Raw genomic sequence first — 21,956 nt, 5'->3', positions numbered from 1 at the left:
GAAAGCACCATGAAGAAGTTGATCTATTTTTCACTGTCGATCCTTTTACTCATTTTTGGATCGTGTAAAGACTTTGAAGCAATTAACATTAATCCTAATAATCCGGATATTGTACCTCCTGAAATGCTATTACCCCCCATACTCAGTGGTGCTGTTAGCACCATGACTGCCAGTGGAGGCAGTAGGGCCGGACAATTTGTTCAGCATATTGCCTATTTGGGCGGAACAAGTGAGGAGGATGGCCGGTACAATCTGACGGGAGCCTCTTTTCGTGAGGAATGGAACGGCGCGATGCGTCTGATTAAAGATGTGAATCAGCTACGTTTACTTGCACAGGAGAATCAATTGCCGCATTATGAAGCGGTTGCCTTGATTTGCAAGGTTTATATTTTATCGATCATGAGCGACGCCTATGGGGATATACCTTATGACGAAGCTGGAAAAGGGGATGTGGCAGGATTGGAATTTCCACATTATCAATCGCAGCAGGAGGTATATGGACTAATGCTTAACGATCTGGAGCAAGCCAATCAATTATTAAAAGGCATAGATCCCTCATTGACTATCAATCGCGATATCCTATATAATGGAAACACCGGTGCTTGGCGTAAATTCGCCAACTCTTTAAAAATCCGTATATTGATGCGCCAATCGCAAAAAGCAGATGTCGCAGCTGCGGTAAGCGCCATTTTTAATAATCCTTCGGAATATCCAATATTCGAAAAAGTGGAAGATCAAGCTACATTAGTTTATAATAATAATGCCGATTTATACCGGTGGTTTATTCTTAATCCGCCTGCAGATGGTAGTGGTGTAAACTTCGATGGGAACGATCGTGTAAGCGAAACGATGGTAGATATGTTGCAGAAAGTGGCCGACCCTCGGATGAAAATTTATGTAGCCCCGACAAAAAATTCCTATAACGCCCATCGTAGTAACTCTACTGTTCCTTATGTTTATCGTGGACAGCGGGTTGGGTTGAGTTCATTGGAGCAGAACGCTTTGTACCAGCAAACAGGCCTCAATAAAGATGATTATTCCGTATTGGGTAAACGAATAAGAAAAGAAAATAGGGCCTTCCTCTTCACTTATAGTGAACTTCTGTTTTTAAAAGCAGAGGCAATCGTGAGAAATATGGGGGTGCAGGGAGATGCGGCGGCTGTTTATTTAGAGGGGATAGCCGCTTCATTGGCTAAATGGCCACAAGTAGGTCAGGCATCCAACGAGGAAACGCCTTATATCAGCCAAGCGGAGACAACGGGTTTCTTAAGGCGTACCGATATAGCACTTCGGGAAGAAACAGCTTTGCAACAGATCGCCGAGCAGCAATGGATAGATGCTTTTTTAAATGGCTATGAGGCTTGGGCTTCTTGGAGACGTACCGGTTATCCACAGTTAAAGCCCGGACCATCGGTATTGGCACCTATTCCTGTTCGATATGTGTATTCGGATAATGAACAAAATAACCCCAATCTGATTCAATGGGTAAATGACACAATGGGAGGTAACATGCCTACTCATAATACAAAAGTTTGGTTTCAACCATAAAAGTATTAGATGAATATAAAAAAATGGATATGTGCGTGCAGCTTGGCAAGTAGCGGGCTGTTTGCGCACGCACAGCAGTACACGGTTAACAAAAACGCGCATTCGCACAACGATTATTTACAAGCACAGCCTTTTTATACAGCTTATGCGAATCGTTTTGCTTCCATCGAAATAGACGTGTTTCTGAAAAATGATTCACTTTATGTAGCACACGAAGAGGAGGAGATTAAACCCGGACACACCATTCAGAATCTCTATCTAAAGCCCTTATTGCAACAGATATCTTTGCATAATGGTAAGGTATACCCTGAAGGTGGGCAACTACAATTTTTGATCGACTTAAAAACAGATGGAGAGCCTACCTTGAAAGCATTGGAGCGCCAACTTGCCCCCATTCGGGCTTATTTTGATGTAAACCGAAATCCGGATGCCGTGCGTTTAGTAATTAGTGGTGATATGCCTAAGCCGGAGCGTTTCGGGGCCTTTGATCCAATATTTTACTTTGACGGCCGTACACAACTTCGCTATAGCGATGAACAGCTTAAACGAGTCGCATTCTATAGTGCACCTTTTCAGTCTTTCAGTGTTTGGAACGGTTTGGGAAGAATAACTGAGCCGGAGCGGAACAAAGTAAAGCATTTTATCGATTCGGTGCATGCAGTTGGTAAACCCGTACGCTTCTGGGGCTGTCCCGACACCAAAACGGCCTGGCAGGCCTTTATAAAATTGGGAGTAGATTACCTAAATACCGATTCACCGAATATTCTGGCTAGCTTTTTAAATAGATACGAGGTGAATAGTTATACCCGTAAAAATAAGCATGAAATATATCGGCCAAGCTATAAGCAGGATGGTACGAAAGGAAAGGTGAAGCGGGTCATTTTGCTTATCAGCGACGGAGCAGGTTTCAACCAGCAATGGGCAGCAGCGACCATCAATGGTGGCCAATTGAATATGACACAGTTTAAGCATATTGGTTTTCAGAACACTGCACCGGCGGATGATTACAACACTGATTCCGCAGCAGGTGCGACAGCTTTTGCTACGGGTGAAAAAACAAAAAATCGCTACATCGGTAACGATAGTACCGGCAAAGCTTTGCCCAATTTACCGGAGAAGTTGAATAACATACAGATACCAAGTGCTATTCTCACAAACGATCGACTTACCGGCGCAACACCCGCCTCTTTCTTTGCACATCAAAGCGAGCGCGACTATTCGACATCCATCGCTTATGATATCCTTAAAAGCCCTGTAAAGCTATTTGTAGGTGGCAGCCACCCAAGCTTAGTCGCAGACAGCGCTAAACTGAAACAGCAATTAATGACAAAAGGTACCGTTATTTGTACCGACCCACATGAGCTGGATACCGTTTCGGCCGGGCAGCTTATTTGTCTAGCTCAAGATGATCCTTCTAGGGGCTATCATATGCTGGAAGATGCATTTGACGGTGCCTTGCGTCTAATGGAAAAGCGGCATGATCGTTTTTTTATGATGGTTGAAGGCGCTAAAATTGACGGGGGTGGACACAGCAATAAGATTGCACAATGTATTGAGGAATATCTAAGCTTTGATAGGATATTGGGAAAGGCCTTGCAATATGCCGATAAAAATGAAGGAACACTGGTAGTGGTGACCTCTGATCATGAAACAGGCGGATTAGTATTGGTGGATGGTGACTATGAGAAGGGCTTCGTACTCGGTGAGTTCGTTACAAATGACCATACCGGTGCCCCTATTCCTGTATACGGTTATGGCCCCAGAGCCGCTAGGTTTACTGGTTTTATGCAAAACAGCGATATCGGGAAGCGCATTTTTGAACTACTCTCCGCTAAATAATCCATTCTTTACCCCACTCTATGAGCAGGAGTGGGGTATTGATATTTAAACTAATGGGAGTGCTAGTTGCGTCGCTTAGAGATCAATAAACTTTGGTTGACTTTTTCAGATAATATTTTTCGATAGCCGGGACTTGCTAAAATTGTCAATTCATTGCCAAGTAAAATCTTATTGCCTTCAATCGACTTAATATTTTTTGGATTGACGATAATAGACTTATGCACTCTGACAAAATCATATGGCTTTAAATATTCCTCTGCTTCAGTTAAGGTTATATAAGTCATATAGCTTTCAGTAGGTGTATAAATGGTGATATAATTGGCCGTCGACTCGATGTACAGAATTTTGTCTATTAAAACACGGATCAACTTACCCTTTATATCGCTTTTAATAAAGAAGTAATTTTCTTTTTTGCTTGGCTGTTGGGTGCTCTGCTTAAGTTTTTGATAACGCGATACCGCTTTTAAAAATCGTTCGTATCCAAAAGGTTTAGCAATGTAGTCGATAACGTCACGATCAAATGCTTCTAAACCGTATTGCGTATGAGCTGTAGTAAAGACAATATGCGTATAGTCTTTAATTAAATTGGCTAATTCCAAACCTGATATTTCAGGCATATTAATGTCAAGAAAGGTGATGTCGGCCCTGATTTCATTTTGTTGAAATTTTTGTAAAGCTTCCAAGGGATTTAATGAGGATCCCAATAATTCAAGGGTGGGCGTTTTGTTTATGAATTTGCTTAGCAGGCTTACAGAAGCTGCTTCATCATCAACTACATAACAACGTATCATGCGCATATCTAATTTTGAGCTCAATCAAGAAGTCATGAACTCTGTTTTCAATGGATAGGCTAAAACGGTCATTGTAAAAGCTTTGCAGTCTTTCGCGCGCATTTGAAATGCCGACGAAAGTCCCCTGAACAGGCATATGTGTACGTTTTTTATTCCAGGTTTTAAATACAAGTTCACCATGTTCGGCAATTACGTAAACAATACCGGGAGCCTGGTGGTCCGTTAAATCGCCATGTTTATACATGTTCTCCACAAAGGTAGTAAACAAAAGAGGAAGAATTTTTAATTCATTCAGGTCATAGTCTACCAAATTGATTTCTAGGGTGATATTTAACTTGCCATTGGTTCTTATGTGGTTTATTCTAATGAGATTTCGGATGTTCTCCAGTTCCATCTGAAGCGGTACCTCATGGTCATCATCTGTTTTCTGCAAGGTATAGCGCATGATGTCCGACAAGAGCAAAACTGCCTCGCCTGCTTTTTCTGATACGCCTTCTACTGCATCATAGATGAAGTTCATGGTGTTGAAAATGAAATGCGGTTCAATTTGCGTACGCAGTTTAGCATTTTGTGATTTTATTAATTTCATTTTCAGTTCTGCCTGTTTTTGCTCATTTTCAGCACGTTCTTGTTCTAATTTCGCTACTTGTCGGTGCTTCTGCAGCGCATTAATAAAAATCCAATATACTGTGCTCAGCATTATAAAGAAAAGGGCGCGATAACTATGTTTTATAATCAACGATTTTTCGGAGAAGGAGGGGCGATTTTCATAATCAAATAACTTCAAATAATCTAAAAACATTATGGTTTCATAATAAATTAGAACTTCGAGGGGTATAAGTAAAAGTAACCATTGTCGATTTTTTCTGGTTAACGCCCAGTGAGCATGAAAATAAAATAGCGCAATAGCGAGAATATACGCGAAAACAACGACAAAAGGCGTTACTTTTGCTCCGAAGGCTATCACAAAACTTACCTCATAAGCGATCAGGATAAACCAGCCTACGATATGCCAAAGCACCACTTTTCTCTTCCGCAAAAAATCTGTTGCAAAAATCATTTTAGGTGTCCGATGTTTATTGAAATGCAAATTTCCATTGGCATCGATGCCAATTTACATAAAATTGCTAAAACAAGCTGACAATATCCACTGACAGCTCAAAGATAGGCCCCGTCGGGTAAGGAGAGGTGTTACCCGAGGTGATTACATAGATTTAGGCGAGGCAATTAAATATAGTCATTCATTCCTTAAACTATCTACCGGATTGACAAGGGCTGCACGGATGGCCTGCCAACTAACCGTCAGCAAAGCGATGGTGATTGCCGAAGCGGCTGCTACCACAAACATCCACCATTCAATATTAATTTTATAGACAAAGTTTTCTAACCATTTATTCATCGCCCACCAGGCAACGGGCGACGCCACAATTAGGGCAATTACTACAAGCTTTATAAAATCCTTCGATAACATGGTTACTATGCCCATGGCCGTTGCACCTAACACTTTTCGTATGCCAATTTCCTTTGTGCGCTGGAAAGCAGTCAACGTAACCAAGCCAAATAAGCCAAGACAACTGATGAAGAGTGTTATCGCCATCGCTAGGTTAATAAGTTTAGCAATTTGCCTTTCTTGTTTGTACATGGCCTCGATTGTTTCATCATAAAAGGTGTATCGAAAACCTTCAGGTGGATAGAAGTTACGCCACTGATGTTCAATTGCTTTAAGCGTTGCTTGCCATTGATCCGTATTCTCTGTATCTAATTTAATATTCAATGTAGACAGGCTTGACTTGTCTGACATCATGACCAAAGGCTCTATTGAAGTATAAAAATCTTGTGTATGAAAGTCTTTCACGACACCTACAATAGCATGTTTGGTGTTGCCTAACTGATTGATCATTTTACCGAGAGCCTCTTTGGGAGAAGGAAAGCCAAAAGCCTTAACAGCGGTCTCGTTAATCACAAATTCGCTGATCGTATCAGAAGGAAGTATATTTCTTCCTGCAACGAGTTGCATTTGATAAAGTCGGAGGTACGCTGTATCTATGTTCTTTTTAAACATTTTTATCATGTTTAAGTCTTTGCCATCCACTGCAGTCTGGAAAGGACTGGACGAATACCCGGAGGAAAGGGGCGGGATACCTAAGGCTACAGATTTGATGCCTGGTTGTTTGCGTAGTTCAGACAACAACGTAAACTGCTTATTGCTATAACGAGCATCACCAAGATATTTCCAGGGTATATCAATCAGCACGATGGCTTCTTTATTAAATCCCATGTCTGCTTTCAACGTATGGCGCAATTGTGCACCTACAATAATGGTACAGATAATAAACACCATGGCAATGGCAAACTGAAATATAATCAATACCTGTTGTAAGCTGAATCGCGAGCCCGAGCGGATCACAGTGAAGGAATTTTTAAACACTTCCACTGTTTTTACCCTTGTGATAAGCCAGCTTGGATAAAGGCCCGCTAAACATGTTATTAGTATTATAATGATGCTTACGAATAGCGGGAATACATGAGGTTCGCCGCTAAAGGTAACTCCTGTAGGAATAAGCTCCTTTAATATTGAAAATCCGATTTTGCCGAAAGCAAACGCCAATATCGACGCTATAAATGTAGTCAATAGCGTTTCCACTAAAAATTGGTTCATCAAATGCCATTTACTGCTTCCCAAGGTCTTTCGCACGCCTATTTCCTTTCCCCGTTGCGGCATTTGGGCAACGCTTGTATTGATATAGTTGATGCAGGCAAGTATCAATAAAAAAACACCGATGCCTACTAGTCCAAACATGACCGGTTTACTGGTTTTACTAATACCATAATCGCTTACATCAGTTGCAAAATGCACCTCTTGTATAGGTAATAATTCATACGATTTGGTTTTCTTTAATTCACTTCCCCGTTCATCTGCAAAAGCTTTCCAATGTCTTTTATCAAGCTCGTTAATCTGCTTGAGCTTGGCGATTACATTTGCATCTTTTTTGAATTGTAGATAAAGACGATCACCTCCATTTGTGTTTGTCCACATGTAGCTTTCATAAACTTTTCCAGGCAGGGCAATCATTTCCTCCGCGATAAATTCGGAAGGTTTATTAAAATCGGATACGATGCCGGTTACCGTTCGTTGTACAGTATCCCGTCCATAATAAGTAATCGTTTGATGTAACATATCTTCCGGTTTTGCATTTGGAAAATATTCCTTTGCACGACGCTCGGTAAGGACAACACTTTTTGGATCTGTTAAGGCCGTTACTTTGTCGCCAGCTAACCAATTATAGGGCAACATTTGAAAGTATTGGTTATTCGTTGCTGCGACATGCTGTGGGTCCTCTAATGTAAACTTTTCTCCATTCCGCTGCGTTTCCGCGCGGTTAATTCCCTGAAAGAATACGGGAACTACGTGCTCCAATCCGGTAATTTCTTCCTGGATTCCTTGGTATAAGGGTGCCGCCACGCCCCCCATTTTTGAAGTTTTATCTTCAGAAACGAAAGAGGAAATAACTTTGTAGATATGTTCCTTATTAGGGAGTTGTGCATCATAGCTGAATTCGTAACCAATAATACGATATATAATCCAGCAAGCGGAGATGCTGATACACAGGCCGAAAACATTTAAAGTAGTAAAAAGGCGATTGCGCCATAAATGGCGCAGGGCAATTTTCAAGGTATTATTGATCATTTTACAAATAAATCTGCCTACTGGTTCAACACCATCGCATTAAAAGTAGGGGTGTAACCGATACCTACCAAGAAGCTTGCCACCTTTAAAAGCGCTTTTTTTTTGTGTTTGCTAACGATTTTAATTCTCTATCACTGTTCGATTATGAACACTGGCGTTCGAAAATGATCATAATTTAAATTTGGAGTAGTTAATCACAGTTTTCTATATTCCGTACGTAAAGCACCGATAGACCATTCGATATTTCCGTTTTTCAATCGACGTATCGTATTGGGATTACCCATGTAAAACCATTCAAAAAAACGCTTATTATAGCGTATTTCCGTGCTATCGAGTTTTGTTTTAAGAAAGTACTGGTCGTCTTGCTTCGAAATTTCAATGGAATCCGGATTGGTTGTTTTTATGTCAATCCACTTACCTACGAAGAAGCTTGGATCATAAAATTCGTTTATCTTTTTTTTGCGCTCAGTTGCCACCGCTTCAGATATTTTGGAAAGTTCGTTTGACATACCGGCGATATCCATTTGCAGGCGCTTGCTTTCACTTAGATAAAGTGCTTTCACATCGACCAAATTACCTGTAGGCATCGGTAGTTTGGCAAGGATAGATTTTCCCTCCCGATCAAACATAGCCGGTAATTCAGTCTGCTCACCATTAACATTCATCACGATATAAAGCTTCCCATTTTTTTGCTTAATTTCTGTCGGTATCGCCAACTCATCGCCCGGGTCTAGCCAAAAGCCTATATATTTTTCCGGATCCTTGCCGTTCGAACAGGCGGCGTGAAAAAAAATAATCAACGATAAAAGATGGAAGATAAACAATTTGTGTGATGCCATTAGTGCTCGGTTTATATGTTCTACTGAAGTAACGCGCTACTTAGCAAACGGTTTTTAAAATTGCCATAAATGCCTTCCAACAATAAAATGATACATGCGATAACGTTATTGGAGTTCTACAAATGTTCTCTTTTTGAAAAGCTCGAAAACGGAGGGAGCGCCCATAAAGAACCAGATAGCGAGCACCGGATCGCATACGGCACACCCTGCTGATGAGCTTGGTGACATAGGGACAATGGGATTTCCGTAAAAATGATGGAGCAAGTCGTAAACAGTATGGACTAGCCATCCAATAGCAATGTAATTGTAATTCTTAAGTCCTTTATATGACAGAAAAATCATGACGATACGTAATGGAAATTCAAGAAGGCCCAAGCCCCCGCTCCAATAAGTGGCGCCAGCGATTCTTACGCATGTACATTGTAATAGACAGCCTTAAAACAAGCCTCATTAAAGAGTGTTATCTTTGTGTTATGGTATTTCATCCCGCAGGCGAAGATCCCATTAAGGTGCCACGTTTTGAAGAGGCGGCCGGCTTTTATACTACGAAGCAGCGTAGTTACAACATGTCGCGTGTGAAAGGCAAAAACTCTAAACCGGAGTTGACGCTGCGTCGTGCGCTTTGGGCCAAAAATCTGCGTTTTAGATTACATGATAAGGCCTTACCCGGCAAACCCGATATCGTTATAAAAAAATACAAATTGGCAATTTTTGTTGACGGTGAATTTTGGCATGGTTATAATTGGGAAAAGAACAAACATCAAATTAAAAGCAACAAGGCATTCTGGATACCCAAAATTGAACGTAACATGCAGAAAGACCGTATCAATCATGAAAAACTTAGAGAAATGGGCTATACTGTTTTTCGTTTTTGGTCAGACGAGGTGAAAAGAAATCTACCACGGGTTGTCAATCAGATTATGCTTTATGTAGAAACGGCCAGAGAGATTAAAATACCTTGATCCGAGTAATTCAATTTATGAGTTTACGGTTACAAGACGCAGATGGTATTCCTCGCGGATTTTAATCTTAGTGATACCAATTTAAAAAGATAAACGTTAAAATAATATATTAAATATTTATATGTACTTGTTTCGAACCCCGGCTAATGCCGGGGTTTATTTTGTTTAGGTCTAATATTTGCCCTCTAAATCAAATTAGATCCTAAGCGAACCACGAAAACCCCTAGCAGCATAATAAGAGTCGGCACCATTGTGATATACAAAGACATGGTCATACCGCCGATCGCAAAAAAGAGCACCGCCAAGTTTTCGAATATTTTCGGGTGTTATTATCCAGCTGGATGTCTTCATGTCGAACTTTCCAAGCTCCTGTAAGGAGCGATACTGTTCTTCCGTTAACATTTCAATACCCATTTCAGCAGCCATATCCATCGCGCTATTTTTCGGTTTATGTTCTTTTCTTGAATCCAGTGCGACGCGGTCATAGCAAATGCTTCGACGCCCCTTTGGGCTTTCCGCTGAACAATCAAAAAAGATGTATTCATCTGTAGTTTGATCTAAGCCGACAACGTCCGGTTCACCTTCAGTCACTTCCATTTCATGTAGAGACCAGAGCTTTTCAGGATTTCCCTCCAATCGTGCCTGTATTTTTGTCCAGTCAAGATTCTTATGACGTTGCATATTTTTTTCAAAGCGCATTTTCAATGTCTTGAATAGCTCTTCAGATTGCTCTTTAGACAACCTCTTTGTATTATTTGCCATATTATTTTTGCTTTGTTATTCAGTTCAATTAAGATGATTTAGTTTACGACTTCAGAAAGCATCAAACCAACATATTAATCGTTTAATCCTTTTCCCTCCAGTATTAGTGGTATACACTTTTCAATCCTCGCTTCTCTTGTCTTCGCCTGTTTAGGCTGAGAAAAATGAAAGATATAGGCTCTTTGCCGGCCTGGCGTCAATGCTTCAAATGCAGCTTTCAAAACCGGTGTTTTATTTAGCTTATGCAGAAATTCGTCCGGGATTGTAAAATCCGCAGTCTTTTTGAAATTTACTTTCAATCCTGCTTTTTCTACTTCAATCGCTTCATAGATGTAAGCCTTTATGAGGGCTTCCATCTCGATTATCTGTTGCACATGCGTGAATCGGATTTGGCGCGCTGCCTGCACATTTTCTGTTTGCTGAATTAAGATGCCGTTGATGTCCTGCAAGAGAGCTCCTTTGAAAAACAGAAGGGCGCAATATTCTTTAAATCCGTGGATTAAAACGATGTTTCTTTCTTGGTTATCAGGAGAAGTGTTTCGGAACGTGTAACAAGGATTACCCCACTTCAGTTCTTCGCTTAGCTGACAGTCAAGTATAATCGTTCTTAGTCTTTTAAATGCGTTTTGCCACTTTTGTTCCTCATTGAAGAAGAAATCAACTTTAGGATTCATGTTTTTTTTAGTTTTTTAATAGTCTGCGGTAGCATACCAGGTCTATTCGATTATCGGTTAGCTGTGACAAGCGTTCTCTCCGCCGGTCTGAAATACCAAGATATTACCGTTAAAACTAAAAGAAGTAGCGGCGGAAATATTTCTTTCACCGGATCGCAGGATGCTATGTGAGAAAATATCGCTCCCGACATAGCAAAGAAAAAACCTGCATAAGCCCATTCCTTTAATAAAGCAAATTTAGGAATAAGCACCGTTACAACACCTAAAATTTTCCAAATACCTATTATTGTTAATAAATAGATCGGATAGCCTAAATGTAATGTCACATCGACCTCCTCTTTTATTTTTATTAATTGGACAATTCCGGTCGAAAGCATTCCCAATGAAAGCCAAAGTGTAGCAATCCAATAAGTAATTTTTCGTGCTTTGCCAGCGGAGCGATTTAGCATATTCATCTTTCTTGTTTTAATTTGTTTACCATGTTTTGTAGACGGTTATGTGCCATGTTAATGCCTTGGGCAAAAGGTAACTTTAGCATTTCGTCGCGAAGAGCTACCGATCTAAATATTGTGTGTATCGTGAGTTTGCTTGTGTCGACCGTAAGTTGTTCAAATTCCAGAAACTCAAGTTGAACGTCAAAAGGTGCATTTTCCATTTCGAATGTCCGTATGATTTTTTGGTTTGGAATAAACGCGTGGATTGTTCCGTTGGCCCGAAAAAGAACGTTTCCCTGCTCATCTCTTGTTTCGAATTGCCAACTACCATGCTTTTTACCTTCAAGTTTTAATACATTCGTTCCCATCCACTGTTTAACAATTTCAGGCTCTACATGAGCCTTAAAAAGAAGTTCTAGAGGTAAATCAAATTCTCTCGTAATCATTAATTCCTGCTTACCATCTACGGCATGCACCTGCGTCTTATATTTCATAATTTTTATTGATCTATTTTGTAGTTTTTCATAATATGCTCGAGCTTGTCGAATCGATCCTCCCATAATTGCCTGAATTGTTCAATAAAATCCGCAATTTCTTTCATCTTTCGAGGGTTTAAGTGATAGTAAATCTCTCTTCCATTTTGCTCTTGAGCAAGCAATTCGCACGCTGTAAGTATTTGAAGATGTTTGGAAACGGTCGGCCTGGCGGTATCAAAGTTGGAAGCGATGGTGCCCGCAGTCATCGATTGCGAAGCAAGCAATAAAAGTATAGCCCTTCTGGTTGGATCAGCTATGGCTTGGAATACGTCTCTTCTTAAGTTCATCATGTAGCTATTTGACTACAAATATATGTGTAGTTATTTAGCTACGCAATTTTTTTAAAAGAAATTCTCAATTATCTTTTAGCCGGTACTGCACACTTAGGTTGCCCTAATGCAGGGAATATCCTTTAGTATTGATCAGTTGCCACGAGTGAAGTGGTTGGATAAACCGGAGGTAGGGAAATAAGGGACAGAATTCATTCTTATATCTTCAATTTCGCCGACCATAACACCATGCGTTTTTCCCGTTTCCTGTTTAATGTTTTTCCATTCTTCATCTGCCATGAATTTACTCCAAGAGCTTTCCATCGTTTGCGTATCAGGCCATTCTAATAAATAGATAAATTTAGTTTTATCATCAGTTTTAGCTTCCCACATACCTAAAATATGAAAGTTATAAGACTTCATGATACGCAGCGCATGATCGTTAAATCTTTTATGAAATGCGTCTTTATTATGATCAAAAATCTCATAGATTCTTAATTGATGAATCTTTTTTGATGTTGTTTGCTCGGGTTGCTGGGCGTAGCCCGTTGCCGTAAAAAGAATCAGCGTAAAAAAAATTAAGAAGTTCATAAAGTCACTTTTTGATACATGAAAGATACAAATTGTAGGCGAGTATAAATTATTTTATTGTTTCGCTTTTCGCTTTTTCATAATCATAGAACCACTTCACTCCTTTATCCCATGCTTCGGCGCCTACACGCTTAAACCACGATTCATATTGTTGTTTTAAGCGCCCGGCCACTTCCGGTTCTTCCAATATCAAGTTGTGCAATTCGGTGCGGTCGGCTTGTAGATCATAGAGTTGCCATGTTTCAGGCCACTCGGCAACAAGCTTCCATCTGCCATCTAGTACAGCCTTATTCCCTTCGTGTTCCCAAAAGATGGGCTGCGATCTTTTAAGTCTTTGACCAGCTAAGACAGGTTTTAAACTAATCCCTTCAGGCGGTAAAATTGCCTTTCCTTTCCAGCTGTTCGGGTAGTCGGCCCTGCCGATCTCAGCGAGCGTTGCTAGTATGTCTACAATATGCGCAGATTGCCGCTCAAACGCTCCATTTCGCGAGGTAGGAATGCCATTTGGCCAGGAAATAATGGCAGGAGAAGAAATCCCTCCCTCATGGGTATGATGCTTATATGACCAAAATGGTGTACAGGCAGCTTCCGCCCACCCTTGTCCTAAAAACACGGTCGACTGTGAGGATCCAGGATCAGGGCCTTCGTACTTAGCTTCATAGCCCGGTTCTGCGTTTCCTCCATTATCGGATATAAAAAGAATCAGTGTGTTGTCCAATACACCCCTTTTTTCCAGTCCCGATACCAAATCACCAATACTTTTATCAAGATGCGTTATTACAGCGGCGTAAATAGCCATGATGTGATCATACTTTTCTTTTTCTTTCTTACTGAGGGTTTCCCATTTAGGTACATTAGGGTTGAATGGTGGCAATTTCCAAGACGGATCAATCAGCCCAAGTTTCTTTTGTTTTTCATAGCGTTCCCGTCGTAATGCGTCCCAACCTTTCATATATTTACCTTTAAATTTTTCAATTTCAGCAGCCGGAGCCTGTAATGGAAAGTGGGGAGCATTGTGCGCCAGATATAATAAGAAGGGCTTTTTTTCTGAAATAGCTTCATCAATGAAGCGCAATCCATAGTCTGTCCATAAGTCGGTTGAGTACCAGTTCTTGGGTAATTCTTTAGCGTTATTGTCTAATGCACGGCCATTTAAAAAAAGTTTTGCGTTCTTTCCGTTACCGTAGTAAAAACCACCTGCCGGTGCATTCAGTGAACGATCGAAGCCTCTCTTCCAGGGAACTACGCCATGAGGCTGGCCGACATGCCATTTGCCGGTCATAGCGGTAAAATAGCCTGCGTTTTTCAATAATTCGGCGATGGTGATTGTGTGATCATTCAACTGTCCGCGATATCCCGGATGTTCAGGCCCTTTGTCGTCCATCATGTGCCCAATACCGGCTTGGTAAGTGTAAACGCCTGTAAGCAAAGTCGCACGAGAAGGGCAACAGCGAGCAGTATTATAGAAATTGGTAAAGCGGATACCTCGTTTAGCTAAATTATCCAGGTTTGGTGTTGGAATTTCACTTCCATAACACCCTAAGTCGGCATATCCTAAATCGTCTGCCAAGATCACAATAATATTCGGACGATCTTGCGCAAGCGTTCTAAAATAAGATAGCAAAAAAGTCAAGACAAGAAGTGGTATTATATGATTTATTTTCGGTTTTCTTTTCATGTTATTTGTGGCTTTTGAGGCATTCGTGATACTTACTACTATAGCCGATGAAACTTATTTACAGGTAAAAATAATAAATACACCTACATGAAATTACGAAAGAAAGATACTTATTATGTGAATAAATTGTACCGATTTCTTTGAAAGGCCATTGATGTCAACAGTTAATGGAGATCATGCGTCTTTGTTAAAGATCAACGTTCTCTTATTAAAGCGTTAAATCCGGCCTTATGGGTATCTGCTCTTTTTTTATTTTTTTTGATCCCGTATTTTAGCAAAGCAAAGTTTAGAATATGAATTATCGGACAATAGCGCCGCCGCCATCGTTAGCACGATATATTAGTTGCCTATGGTCTTTGGAAGCACCCGTCGATGATATGTCACAAAGGGTATTTACGGTTATGTCCAGTGGCTTTCCCGGACTCATTTTTCAGCGAGATCCCGCCGTATTTACTGGTTTTGGAGGGGAGCGATTACCACAGTTGTTTATTTTTGGCCAAGCAACGCACTATGGAAATTTACAAGCGAAAGGGCGTATTCAGCTAAGCGGTATAAATTTTCGGCCGACGGCCCTTAAAACTTTATTCAATCTGAATGCCAACGAGCTAAGGGACGAGCATATAAATATTCATGATCTGATTAAAACCTCTTTGACCGAACAGTTGCTCCATGCTGATTCGCTGGAAGAACAAGCAAATTGTCTTTTTACCTGCTTTAACAGGCTTGCGGGTCGTCGTCAAGATTCGGGTACAATGCTGACCTATGCCATAGAGATATTGCAGAGAGGGGGTAACATTCCTCATCTTTTGAACAAGCTTAACCTATCTGAACGTTCATTGGAACGCCTTTTTCAAAGCTATATTGGCATTAGTCCAAAGTTATACATCCGTATAATGCGTTTCCAACGATCGATTACATTGTTGAAAGAGCGCAGCAGTGCTTCATTAACAGATATTGCGTATTCGCTTGACTATTTCGACCAATCCCATTTTATTCACGATTTTAAACGGTTTTCGGGAGTAAGCCCCAAGATATATAAAAGAGATGCTGTGGAACGTATGCCGGGATTTCCCGAACGGAGACCCTAAACAAGTCGTGTCGGTTTTTTACAATTTTCAAAAGTTCAGGGGCGTTATTTTTGCACGCTGTGAATTGAAAATTTAAAAGCATGAAAAATACCATTAACTGGTTGGACTTAGCTCCCATGCAGAAAGGAAAAAACATATGGAACAAAAGATAATGGAACCGGATAATACAGCGGTAAGAACCGCTTTATGGAGAGCTTTACATTTAGAAGTGGACGGAAAACCGCCTATAATAGAAGATGACCTAGGGTTGAGGCTCGTTGCACCCGATGCCGGTTGGCGGGAACGACCCGACATGCACCCGGAATTTACGAAGCGTCTTCGCGCTTCAATTGTTGCCCGCGCCCGTTTCATTGAGGACTTAATCATTGACCAAAGTGCGCACGGTATTCAGCAGTATGTAATTCTTGGTGCCGGGCTCGATACCTTCGTACAACGCAGGCCGGATATTGCGTCCAAGCTTCAAGTGTTTGAGATAGACCAACCAAGTACGCTAGCATGGAAACAAAAGCGGCTTATTGATTTAGGGTATAATATACCCGATTATTTACACTTTGTACCGGTCGATTTTGAAGCCACCTCGTGGTTGGAAGAACTGCTAAAATCAAAATTTAACGCAAATAAAGCTGCCGTAGTGGTTTGTACAGGTGTAACCCTATATCTTACTCGGGAAGCTATTGTATCCACCCTGAAGCAGATCGCTTCACTCGCCACGGGCTCGCAACTTGCTATGACTTTCTATCTACCGCTAGCATTGATGGATGAAGAAGACAAACCTTTACAACAAATTGCGGAAAAGGGCGCCCGTGAAGCAGGAACACCATTTGTGAGTTTTTTTGCACCACAAGAGGTATTGGCCTTAGCTAAGGAAGCAGGTTTTAAGGAGGCGCGGGTATTTTCTACTAAAGAGATGGAGCAAACCTATTTCAAAGACAGAGCTGATCAGCTTTTGCCTGCGAGTGGAGAAGTGTTTTTATTGGCAGCAACTTAACACGATTAAGACCCGGCCGTGCTTGGCCGTTTATCTCCGAATACTAAAGCAAGGGTAACAATTCCAATTAAAAAAAAGGAGGCAATCAATGGGAATACCGTGTTGGCCAGCAGATTGCTTATAAACGAGCCCAAGGCCGCCCCAATGAAAAAGAATGAAGTTCCATATATAGCCGATGCCATTCCTGCCCTGTCGCCCATTGGTTCCATTGCCAATGCACTACTGTTTGGTTCAACTGCTAAATTAAGGCCAACCAATAAAGCAATGGCAATAAAAAATAAAGTCATCTGTGGCGGATCTCCCCAAGCAAAGGTGCAGGCAAGCAATAATGCTCCTACGAGGCTGTAAACAATCAACAGCCCTCGTATGGTTCGTCTTGCGCCAAACTTAGATGAAAGCCGTGAATTAGTAAGTGCTGATAAGGCAGCAATAAAACCAACGCTTGCAAAGATCCATGCAAATAGTTCCGGTCTTCCGTATATTTCTCCCAAAATATGTTCAGAGCTAGAAACCCAAGAACTTAAACCTGTGAAAAGAAACGTGGTAACTGCTGTATATCTTAGAAATACGCTATTGCTAAGAATGGATCGTATGGATTGACTGATAGTGTTCCAGTTCAGTTTACTGCGTTTCTCAAGCGGCAGCGACTCTTCCATCCGCAATGACCAAACAAATACTACAACCGCAAATAAGGGTGGTGTTAAGAATACGGCACGCCAAGTCGAAAAAGATAGAATCGCCAGACCTAAGAAGGGAGCAAAAACAGGTGTGAACAAAAATATGGTGAAGATCAGCGATAAGATGCTAGCCATTTTATCGCCAACAAACCGGTCCCTCACACCGGCGATCGCGGTCATAAAAACAGCTGATGCTCCCATTCCGGCTATAAAGCGGGCGACTAACATAATGCTTAGGCTGGGTGCATAAGTTGCAGCAATGCCGCCGATAATATATAGAGGAAATCCAATTCGCAAAATAATTAATCTGCCAAAACGATCAGAAAGTGCACCGAAAACGAGTTGTGCAATCTGCCCCATAAAAAAGAATACTATTATTTGCGCCGTGGCGTTTGATTCCGCAGCGAGGCCAAAATGTTTCCGAATTTCACTAAATGCGGGCAGCATAATATCAATTCCCAAGGCGGTAAGCATCATCGTGCAAGCGGAGAGTGTAATAAATTCAGCCGATTTCATTTTCATAGACTAAAGGGACTAAGTCGTTCATTTGTTTTTTTCAAATGTTCTTTTAAAAATTCGTTTGTCAATGTACAAAACTACTAGCCTACGGTCGATTATAACGGGTGTGAATTAGACATTGTTGGAGGTTGATTTGGACAGATCCCAGCGTACCAACCGCATGAATATCCGTTGCCTTTCGGTAAAGGGAAGATCCTATGGGCTCCGAGATAAAACTTTTTTTTGTGTTATTATCATTTGGGAGCTACTTTATTTTCAAGTAAACTCATCAGATCCTCTAAAACTGCTTGATAAATATTTCTTTTGAGTTCGTTGGGTTCCAACTCAATCAGGCGTTGGTATTTTTTTATGAGCATGGATACTTTAAGTTCTTTCATGAGGTAACCGATAAGTGACTTACAAAGTTATGGAAATATATTAATCCTTATAATCATTTTTGGTGCGATGGATCGTTTCTCCATTTGTAATTACTAGGTTAACGGCCATGAAAATAGTTACCTTTGATGTAGTACTAGAGATCAAAATAAATACGATTACCGGCCGCATGGATCGATGTAGGGTTAATAACGCAAAAGCCCCTCTTTCGAGGAGCTTTATAACTAGTAAAAACAAAATTTATTGTTAATAATTAACCGTCAAGTTGATGTATTGTTTTTAGTTCTACAAAAAAATCTTAAAACTATAAAGGAAATAGCGAATCTGTTTCTTTATTGGGTTTTTTGTTTTAATCTGCTCACAAATTTTATGTGCCTGCTTTGAGGATTTGTGATATTGAGGCGAAATCAAATGAAAGTTTCAGCATTTTTTCTCAAAAACAGGAAATTTCCTGTGTTAATTTAGGTATTAATCCTTCTGTTACTTTTTACTTTATTTCTCACCTTTGTGCTACTGAAATAAAAACATACCTATGGACAAACATTATGGCGAAATTATCGAAATGGTAATTAGGCGCAACGGTTACAGTATTAGTGAGTTAAGTCGTTTGATGAAAGTGAATAGAAGATCAATTTATAACTGGTTCGGGCAACCACGAGTTAAATCAGAGATTATTTTCAAGATCGGTGTAACACTACGTCACGACTTTTCGCGGGAATTCCCCGAGCTTTTCAACTCCGAAGATTTTCAAATGGAGTTCGAACGCAAAAAAGAAGTGTTCCACGATTCTATCCAACATGTGGAGGAGGTATCGTATTGGAAAGATAAATATATTTCGTTACTTGAGGAGTATAATACTGCATTAGCTCGTCAATCACAGCGATACGGTATATCTGCTGCGATGGCATAGCATCAAACCTAATAGATAGGAAAGGCGGCTTAGGTCGCCTTTCTTTTTTTTGAGAGGATTCATTCTTGTAACACACCTAAATAAAATAAAAGAGATTTACGCAATTCCAACTTCTTTCCAGTTTCCCTTTCTAAGCTTGCCATTAAACAAAGGAACATTGGATGATAAAATGGATACTATTGATGTTGCTGCTTGCGACTACCAAAAACAGCTGTGCCCAAGTGGAGTCAGGTACATTACCGCTAAAGCTAAAGCATGCCGAACCACTTTATATGGATTTAATACGTGATCTCGGCGCTCACAAAGGAGAAAAAGAGATTAACATCGGTTTGAGTTACGGAATAAACGGGAGATACAAGGAAATGGGAGGGTTTGCGGAGTTCGAATTCGCTGTCGCAAATCGATGGGGAATGGAGGTGGAAACTGATTTTTCGTTTTATAAAGGAAATCATTCGGATCCGTTGGCAAATGTTCCGAGTAATCGGATAGAAGGGCTTAAGTGGGCGAACCAGTATACCTTTTTGGTGTCTGAAGATTGGCAAACTTCCATGGCATTTGCTTTTATACATGAATTTCGTTTTCACTCTTTTTATTCTATTCGCCATCGACACCAATTAATGAAAGGAGTCTCAGAGAATCCAATACTAATCATAGCAAGACGATGGGGAAAACATGTCCACTCCTTATTGTACACCGGGCCCGAGTGGATGTTTTCTTCCAGTAAAAGGGATAATTACATAGGATATCAATTACATACAAGTATCCATTATGTATGGGATGGAGGATATTTTTTGGGAATAGAATGTAACCAGGAAAAGGATGTGGCCGGATGGCATAGTGTACTGCATCCACAGCTAAAGCTGGCATTAAACCATGCAGTATCTGTCGGCCTCGTAATAGGAGTGCCATTAAGGAATACAACTGAGAGGGCTGGTTTCATGACACGATTGATTTTGGAACTCTAGTGAAGTAAAGTTCGTCTTGAATCTCGTTACGTCAACGCTGAATGACAATTTTGGCTTATCCATTCAAAGGGTATAGAATTGACAACACCTAAAAGTAAAAACCTAACAAATTATTCCATTGCAGGATACTTTTAAATATATTAGAGGCATAAGTATAATTCCGGGCAAGGCATAATAAAAACGAATAGAAATGTGGAATCAAACAAAAATCACCGAATTGTTTGGTATTAAATACCCGATTTTACTCGGTCCAATGGGAGGAGGGTTTTCAACACCCGAATTATTGGCAGCTGTTTCTAATGCGGGCGGTTTAGGTAGCTTTGGTGCTTACACGTTAACGCCTCAAGAGATAAGGGAAGCGGATAAAGCTATTCGCCGGTTAACTGATAAACCTTATAACTTTAATTTATGGGTATCAGATGTTGATGAACGGCTGACGGACTATTCCGTGAAAAAGGTGGAACAGGTGAAGCAACAATTCAAGCCCTATTTCGATGAACTAAGCATTCCAATGCCAGACTTATCCACAGATATCCCATCCAAATTCGAAAGTCAGGTTGAGGTTATATTCGAAATTAAGCCGACAGTATTCAGCTTTATATTCGGTGCGCCATCATCTGAGATCCTTCGAGAATGTAAACGACTGAATATTCGAACAGTGGGTGCTGCCACAACGCTTGATGAAGCACTTCTGTTAGAAGAAGCAGGAGTTGATGCCCTCGTGGCTGCCGGCTTTGAAGCAGGTGGGCATCGACCTTCTTTTCTTCGCTCGCCTCAGGAGTCGTTTACCGGATTGTTCGCCCTTCTACAGCAACTGAAGTCCAAGGTTAAAATTCCAATCATTGCAGCGGGGGGGATATCCAATGGGAAGGGGATTGCAGCGGCATTCAATTTGGGAGCTGATGCCGTACAGTTGGGCACAGCCTTCGTTGCTTGCGAAGAGTGTAACGCAACCGCGACGCATCGTGCTAAGCTTTTTTCAGACGAGAGTAGATATACCGTTGTATCGAAATCGCTTACCGGAAGAATGGGTAGGATGATCAAAAATCGTATTGCTGACGAAATCCCCTTTGAGCAAGAGGTACTGCCATTTCCCTTACATACAAAATTGTTGGCACCGTTAAAAAAAGCTGCGTTAGAGCAGGGAAAAACAGATTTAGTAAACTTTTGGGCAGGCCAGCACGCACAAAGCTTTATTCATCGTAATGCAGCCGGATTAATGGGATCCTTAGTTCAAGAAGCATCCATTTTATTAGCTTGATACCTTATGTTGTTGCATCTGCTTGACAGGGGCTTTATTAGCGCCCTGTCATTTCTTCGTAGGTTGGTCCGTAAAGGCCTGGCACCTTATTGCCGGTGGCACGAAGATAAACAATCAATTCGCCACGGTGATGATAAATATGATTAAAAAGAAAACTTCGCGCTACAATACCTCGCGGCATCGGTCCAAGTACCGTACGTTCGCCCACTTTCATGGTCCACGGGTCTTGCAAGTTTTCTTCCTTTATCGATTTCAATGCCGCCCGTGCCCTTTCCACATTTTCTTCAAAAAGTTCAATAGTTGCTTTGATATCAACCGCCTCTCCGCGTTCAAGGTGATCTGCCGCTAAGTCGTACACATCTTGTGTAAGTGTACCCACATACCAGTAATATATGGTAGCGATATGTTGCGCGAGCTCGCCCATTGTCCATGAAATGGTAGAAGGTTTGTAATTAATATCTCTTTCCGGTACAGCTTGTAATAGTTTTCTAGTACTGTTTACTTCGTATTCAAATTCAGCAATTAGGGATTCTAGTATCATAATCGGTTGTTTTCACAAACT

General features: G+C 40.9%; 23 protein-coding genes. 8 read left to right on the top strand and 15 right to left on the bottom strand.

The genetic code is table 11. The features are described from left to right. The first annotated feature begins 9 nt into the window (after nucleotides 1-9). Nucleotides 10-1,548, top strand: a complete 1,539-nt coding sequence (locus ACH11B_RS05100) for a SusD/RagB family nutrient-binding outer membrane lipoprotein (RefSeq protein ID WP_377611973.1) — start codon at nucleotides 10-12, stop codon at nucleotides 1,546-1,548. Nucleotides 1,549-1,557: 9 nt separating this feature from the next. Further along, a complete protein-coding gene (locus tag ACH11B_RS05095; protein ID WP_377611971.1) occupies nucleotides 1,558-3,387 on the top strand; it encodes an alkaline phosphatase in 1,830 nt (609 codons plus the stop codon). Nucleotides 3,388-3,449: 62 nt separating this feature from the next. Here the strand turns inward: ACH11B_RS05095 and ACH11B_RS05090 are convergent, their stop codons facing one another. The 5 genes from ACH11B_RS05090 to ACH11B_RS05070 all read right to left on the bottom strand — a co-directional run bounded on the left by ACH11B_RS05090 (nucleotide 3,450) and on the right by ACH11B_RS05070 (nucleotide 9,080). Next, nucleotides 3,450-4,178, bottom strand: a complete 729-nt coding sequence (locus tag ACH11B_RS05090) for a LytTR family DNA-binding domain-containing protein (protein WP_165446912.1) — start codon at nucleotides 4,176-4,178, stop codon at nucleotides 3,450-3,452. Then, entirely contained in the window at nucleotides 4,156-5,238 is a 1,083-nt protein-coding gene (locus tag ACH11B_RS05085) for a sensor histidine kinase (RefSeq protein WP_377611969.1), read from the bottom strand. Before ACH11B_RS05085 ends, ACH11B_RS05090 begins: the two co-directional genes overlap by 23 nt. Before the next feature lie 177 nt (nucleotides 5,239-5,415). Continuing rightward, on the bottom strand, nucleotides 5,416-7,866 hold the full coding sequence (locus ACH11B_RS05080; RefSeq protein ID WP_377611967.1) for an FtsX-like permease family protein: 2,451 nt from the start codon (nucleotides 7,864-7,866) through the stop codon (nucleotides 5,416-5,418). 194 nt (nucleotides 7,867-8,060) lie between these two features. Beyond that, nucleotides 8,061-8,705: a hypothetical protein gene (locus tag ACH11B_RS05075; RefSeq protein ID WP_013664265.1), complete on the bottom strand. Its 645-nt coding sequence runs from the start codon at nucleotides 8,703-8,705 to the stop codon at nucleotides 8,061-8,063. Between the two features lie 105 nt (nucleotides 8,706-8,810). Then, entirely contained in the window at nucleotides 8,811-9,080 is a 270-nt protein-coding gene (locus tag ACH11B_RS05070) for a DUF6010 family protein (RefSeq protein ID WP_377611965.1), read from the bottom strand. On the opposite strand from ACH11B_RS05070, the gene ACH11B_RS05065 reads away from it, so the two are divergent. Then, a complete protein-coding gene (locus ACH11B_RS05065; protein WP_246860240.1) occupies nucleotides 9,059-9,667 on the top strand; it encodes a very short patch repair endonuclease in 609 nt (202 codons plus the stop codon). The two genes, ACH11B_RS05070 and ACH11B_RS05065, sit on opposite strands and share 22 nt — an antisense overlap. 195 nt (nucleotides 9,668-9,862) lie before the next feature. Here the strand turns inward: ACH11B_RS05065 and ACH11B_RS05060 are convergent, their stop codons facing one another. The 7 genes from ACH11B_RS05060 to ACH11B_RS05030 form a co-directional block, all read right to left on the bottom strand. Then, nucleotides 9,863-10,429 carry a DUF4256 domain-containing protein gene (locus ACH11B_RS05060; RefSeq protein ID WP_130854868.1) on the bottom strand — a complete coding sequence of 189 codons (567 nt, stop codon included), beginning with the start codon at nucleotides 10,427-10,429 and terminating at the stop codon, nucleotides 9,863-9,865. A 74-nt stretch (nucleotides 10,430-10,503) separates the two neighbouring features. Then, nucleotides 10,504-11,103 carry a YdeI family protein gene (locus ACH11B_RS05055; protein ID WP_013664262.1) on the bottom strand — a complete coding sequence of 200 codons (600 nt, stop codon included), beginning with the start codon at nucleotides 11,101-11,103 and terminating at the stop codon, nucleotides 10,504-10,506. A gap of 50 nt (nucleotides 11,104-11,153) precedes the next feature. After that, entirely contained in the window at nucleotides 11,154-11,558 is a 405-nt protein-coding gene (locus ACH11B_RS05050; protein ID WP_013664261.1) for a DoxX family protein, read from the bottom strand. After that, the gene (locus ACH11B_RS05045) at nucleotides 11,555-12,031 is read right to left on the bottom strand and encodes an SRPBCC domain-containing protein (protein WP_041387097.1); all 477 of its coding nucleotides are present in this window, start codon (nucleotides 12,029-12,031) and stop codon (nucleotides 11,555-11,557) included. Before ACH11B_RS05045 ends, ACH11B_RS05050 begins: the two co-directional genes overlap by 4 nt. 5 nt (nucleotides 12,032-12,036) lie before the next feature. Then, nucleotides 12,037-12,360: a helix-turn-helix transcriptional regulator gene (locus ACH11B_RS05040; RefSeq protein WP_041387956.1), complete on the bottom strand. Its 324-nt coding sequence runs from the start codon at nucleotides 12,358-12,360 to the stop codon at nucleotides 12,037-12,039. 135 nt (nucleotides 12,361-12,495) lie between these two features. After that, nucleotides 12,496-12,933: an NIPSNAP family protein gene (locus ACH11B_RS05035; RefSeq protein ID WP_013664258.1), complete on the bottom strand. Its 438-nt coding sequence runs from the start codon at nucleotides 12,931-12,933 to the stop codon at nucleotides 12,496-12,498. A 49-nt stretch (nucleotides 12,934-12,982) separates the two neighbouring features. Then, entirely contained in the window at nucleotides 12,983-14,611 is a 1,629-nt protein-coding gene (locus tag ACH11B_RS05030; RefSeq protein WP_377611962.1) for an arylsulfatase, read from the bottom strand. A gap of 293 nt (nucleotides 14,612-14,904) precedes the next feature. Here ACH11B_RS05030 and ACH11B_RS05025 point away from each other — a divergent pair, with 293 nt between their 5' ends. After that, a complete protein-coding gene (locus tag ACH11B_RS05025) occupies nucleotides 14,905-15,699 on the top strand; it encodes a DUF6597 domain-containing transcriptional factor (RefSeq protein WP_377611961.1) in 795 nt (264 codons plus the stop codon). 136 nt (nucleotides 15,700-15,835) lie between these two features. Next, nucleotides 15,836-16,687 carry a class I SAM-dependent methyltransferase gene (locus tag ACH11B_RS05020; RefSeq protein WP_377611959.1) on the top strand — a complete coding sequence of 284 codons (852 nt, stop codon included), beginning with the start codon at nucleotides 15,836-15,838 and terminating at the stop codon, nucleotides 16,685-16,687. A gap of 5 nt (nucleotides 16,688-16,692) precedes the next feature. Here the strand turns inward: ACH11B_RS05020 and ACH11B_RS05015 are convergent, their stop codons facing one another. Continuing rightward, complete coding sequence (locus ACH11B_RS05015) at nucleotides 16,693-17,886, bottom strand: MFS transporter (protein WP_377611957.1); 1,194 nt, start codon at nucleotides 17,884-17,886, stop codon at nucleotides 16,693-16,695. A 230-nt stretch (nucleotides 17,887-18,116) separates the two neighbouring features. After that, nucleotides 18,117-18,260: a hypothetical protein gene (locus ACH11B_RS05010; protein WP_157622183.1), complete on the bottom strand. Its 144-nt coding sequence runs from the start codon at nucleotides 18,258-18,260 to the stop codon at nucleotides 18,117-18,119. Nucleotides 18,261-18,790: 530 nt separating this feature from the next. Here ACH11B_RS05010 and ACH11B_RS05005 point away from each other — a divergent pair. The 3 genes from ACH11B_RS05005 (at nucleotide 18,791) to ACH11B_RS04995 (ending at nucleotide 21,394) form a co-directional block, all read left to right on the top strand. Beyond that, nucleotides 18,791-19,168 (top strand): hypothetical protein, encoded by a 378-nt coding sequence (locus ACH11B_RS05005; protein WP_013664252.1) that lies wholly within the window; start codon nucleotides 18,791-18,793, stop codon nucleotides 19,166-19,168. Nucleotides 19,169-19,329: 161 nt separating this feature from the next. Next, the gene (locus ACH11B_RS05000) at nucleotides 19,330-20,133 is read left to right on the top strand and encodes an HAEPLYID family protein (RefSeq protein ID WP_377611955.1); all 804 of its coding nucleotides are present in this window, start codon (nucleotides 19,330-19,332) and stop codon (nucleotides 20,131-20,133) included. 190 nt (nucleotides 20,134-20,323) lie between these two features. Beyond that, nucleotides 20,324-21,394, top strand: a complete 1,071-nt coding sequence (locus ACH11B_RS04995; protein WP_377611953.1) for an NAD(P)H-dependent flavin oxidoreductase — start codon at nucleotides 20,324-20,326, stop codon at nucleotides 21,392-21,394. 37 nt (nucleotides 21,395-21,431) lie between these two features. Here the strand turns inward: ACH11B_RS04995 and ACH11B_RS04990 are convergent, their stop codons facing one another. After that, nucleotides 21,432-21,935, bottom strand: a complete 504-nt coding sequence (locus ACH11B_RS04990; RefSeq protein WP_013664248.1) for a DinB family protein — start codon at nucleotides 21,933-21,935, stop codon at nucleotides 21,432-21,434. Nucleotides 21,936-21,956: the final 21 nt, after the last annotated feature.

Origin of the sequence: Olivibacter sp. EAT-5 (assembly GCF_044784325.1) — a bacterium.
GTDB classification, from domain to species: Bacteria; Bacteroidota; Bacteroidia; order Sphingobacteriales; family Sphingobacteriaceae; genus Olivibacter; species Olivibacter oleidegradans.
The sequence above is the reverse complement of the archived record's forward strand: the minus strand, read 5'-3'. Positions and strand labels throughout refer to the sequence as shown.

Excerpts from the sequence above, each read along its gene's own strand:
- ACH11B_RS05050 (WP_013664261.1), bottom strand. The coding sequence starts at position 11,558 with ATGAATATGCTAAATCGCTCCGCTGGCAAAGCACGAAAAATTACTTAT.
- ACH11B_RS05025 (WP_377611961.1), top strand. The coding sequence starts at position 14,905 with ATGAATTATCGGACAATAGCGCCGCCGCCATCGTTAGCACGATATATT.
- ACH11B_RS05040 (WP_041387956.1), bottom strand. The coding sequence starts at position 12,360 with ATGAACTTAAGAAGAGACGTATTCCAAGCCATAGCTGATCCAACCAGA.
- ACH11B_RS05065 (WP_246860240.1), top strand. The coding sequence starts at position 9,059 with ATGGAAATTCAAGAAGGCCCAAGCCCCCGCTCCAATAAGTGGCGCCAG.
- ACH11B_RS04995 (WP_377611953.1), top strand. The coding sequence starts at position 20,324 with ATGTGGAATCAAACAAAAATCACCGAATTGTTTGGTATTAAATACCCG.
- ACH11B_RS05020 (WP_377611959.1), top strand. The coding sequence starts at position 15,836 with ATGGAACAAAAGATAATGGAACCGGATAATACAGCGGTAAGAACCGCT.
- ACH11B_RS04990 (WP_013664248.1), bottom strand. The coding sequence starts at position 21,935 with ATGATACTAGAATCCCTAATTGCTGAATTTGAATACGAAGTAAACAGT.
- ACH11B_RS05080 (WP_377611967.1), bottom strand. The coding sequence starts at position 7,866 with ATGATCAATAATACCTTGAAAATTGCCCTGCGCCATTTATGGCGCAAT.
- ACH11B_RS05010 (WP_157622183.1), bottom strand. The coding sequence starts at position 18,260 with ATGAAAGAACTTAAAGTATCCATGCTCATAAAAAAATACCAACGCCTG.
- ACH11B_RS05005 (WP_013664252.1), top strand. The coding sequence starts at position 18,791 with ATGGACAAACATTATGGCGAAATTATCGAAATGGTAATTAGGCGCAAC.
- ACH11B_RS05075 (WP_013664265.1), bottom strand. The coding sequence starts at position 8,705 with ATGGCATCACACAAATTGTTTATCTTCCATCTTTTATCGTTGATTATT.
- ACH11B_RS05000 (WP_377611955.1), top strand. The coding sequence starts at position 19,330 with ATGATAAAATGGATACTATTGATGTTGCTGCTTGCGACTACCAAAAAC.
- ACH11B_RS05060 (WP_130854868.1), bottom strand. The coding sequence starts at position 10,429 with ATGGCAAATAATACAAAGAGGTTGTCTAAAGAGCAATCTGAAGAGCTA.
- ACH11B_RS05090 (WP_165446912.1), bottom strand. The coding sequence starts at position 4,178 with ATGATACGTTGTTATGTAGTTGATGATGAAGCAGCTTCTGTAAGCCTG.
- ACH11B_RS05085 (WP_377611969.1), bottom strand. The coding sequence starts at position 5,238 with ATGATTTTTGCAACAGATTTTTTGCGGAAGAGAAAAGTGGTGCTTTGG.
- ACH11B_RS05045 (WP_041387097.1), bottom strand. The coding sequence starts at position 12,031 with ATGAAATATAAGACGCAGGTGCATGCCGTAGATGGTAAGCAGGAATTA.
- ACH11B_RS05030 (WP_377611962.1), bottom strand. The coding sequence starts at position 14,611 with ATGAAAAGAAAACCGAAAATAAATCATATAATACCACTTCTTGTCTTG.
- ACH11B_RS05055 (WP_013664262.1), bottom strand. The coding sequence starts at position 11,103 with ATGAATCCTAAAGTTGATTTCTTCTTCAATGAGGAACAAAAGTGGCAA.
- ACH11B_RS05035 (WP_013664258.1), bottom strand. The coding sequence starts at position 12,933 with ATGAACTTCTTAATTTTTTTTACGCTGATTCTTTTTACGGCAACGGGC.
- ACH11B_RS05095 (WP_377611971.1), top strand. The coding sequence starts at position 1,558 with ATGAATATAAAAAAATGGATATGTGCGTGCAGCTTGGCAAGTAGCGGG.
- ACH11B_RS05015 (WP_377611957.1), bottom strand. The coding sequence starts at position 17,886 with ATGAAAATGAAATCGGCTGAATTTATTACACTCTCCGCTTGCACGATG.
- ACH11B_RS05100 (WP_377611973.1), top strand. The coding sequence starts at position 10 with ATGAAGAAGTTGATCTATTTTTCACTGTCGATCCTTTTACTCATTTTT.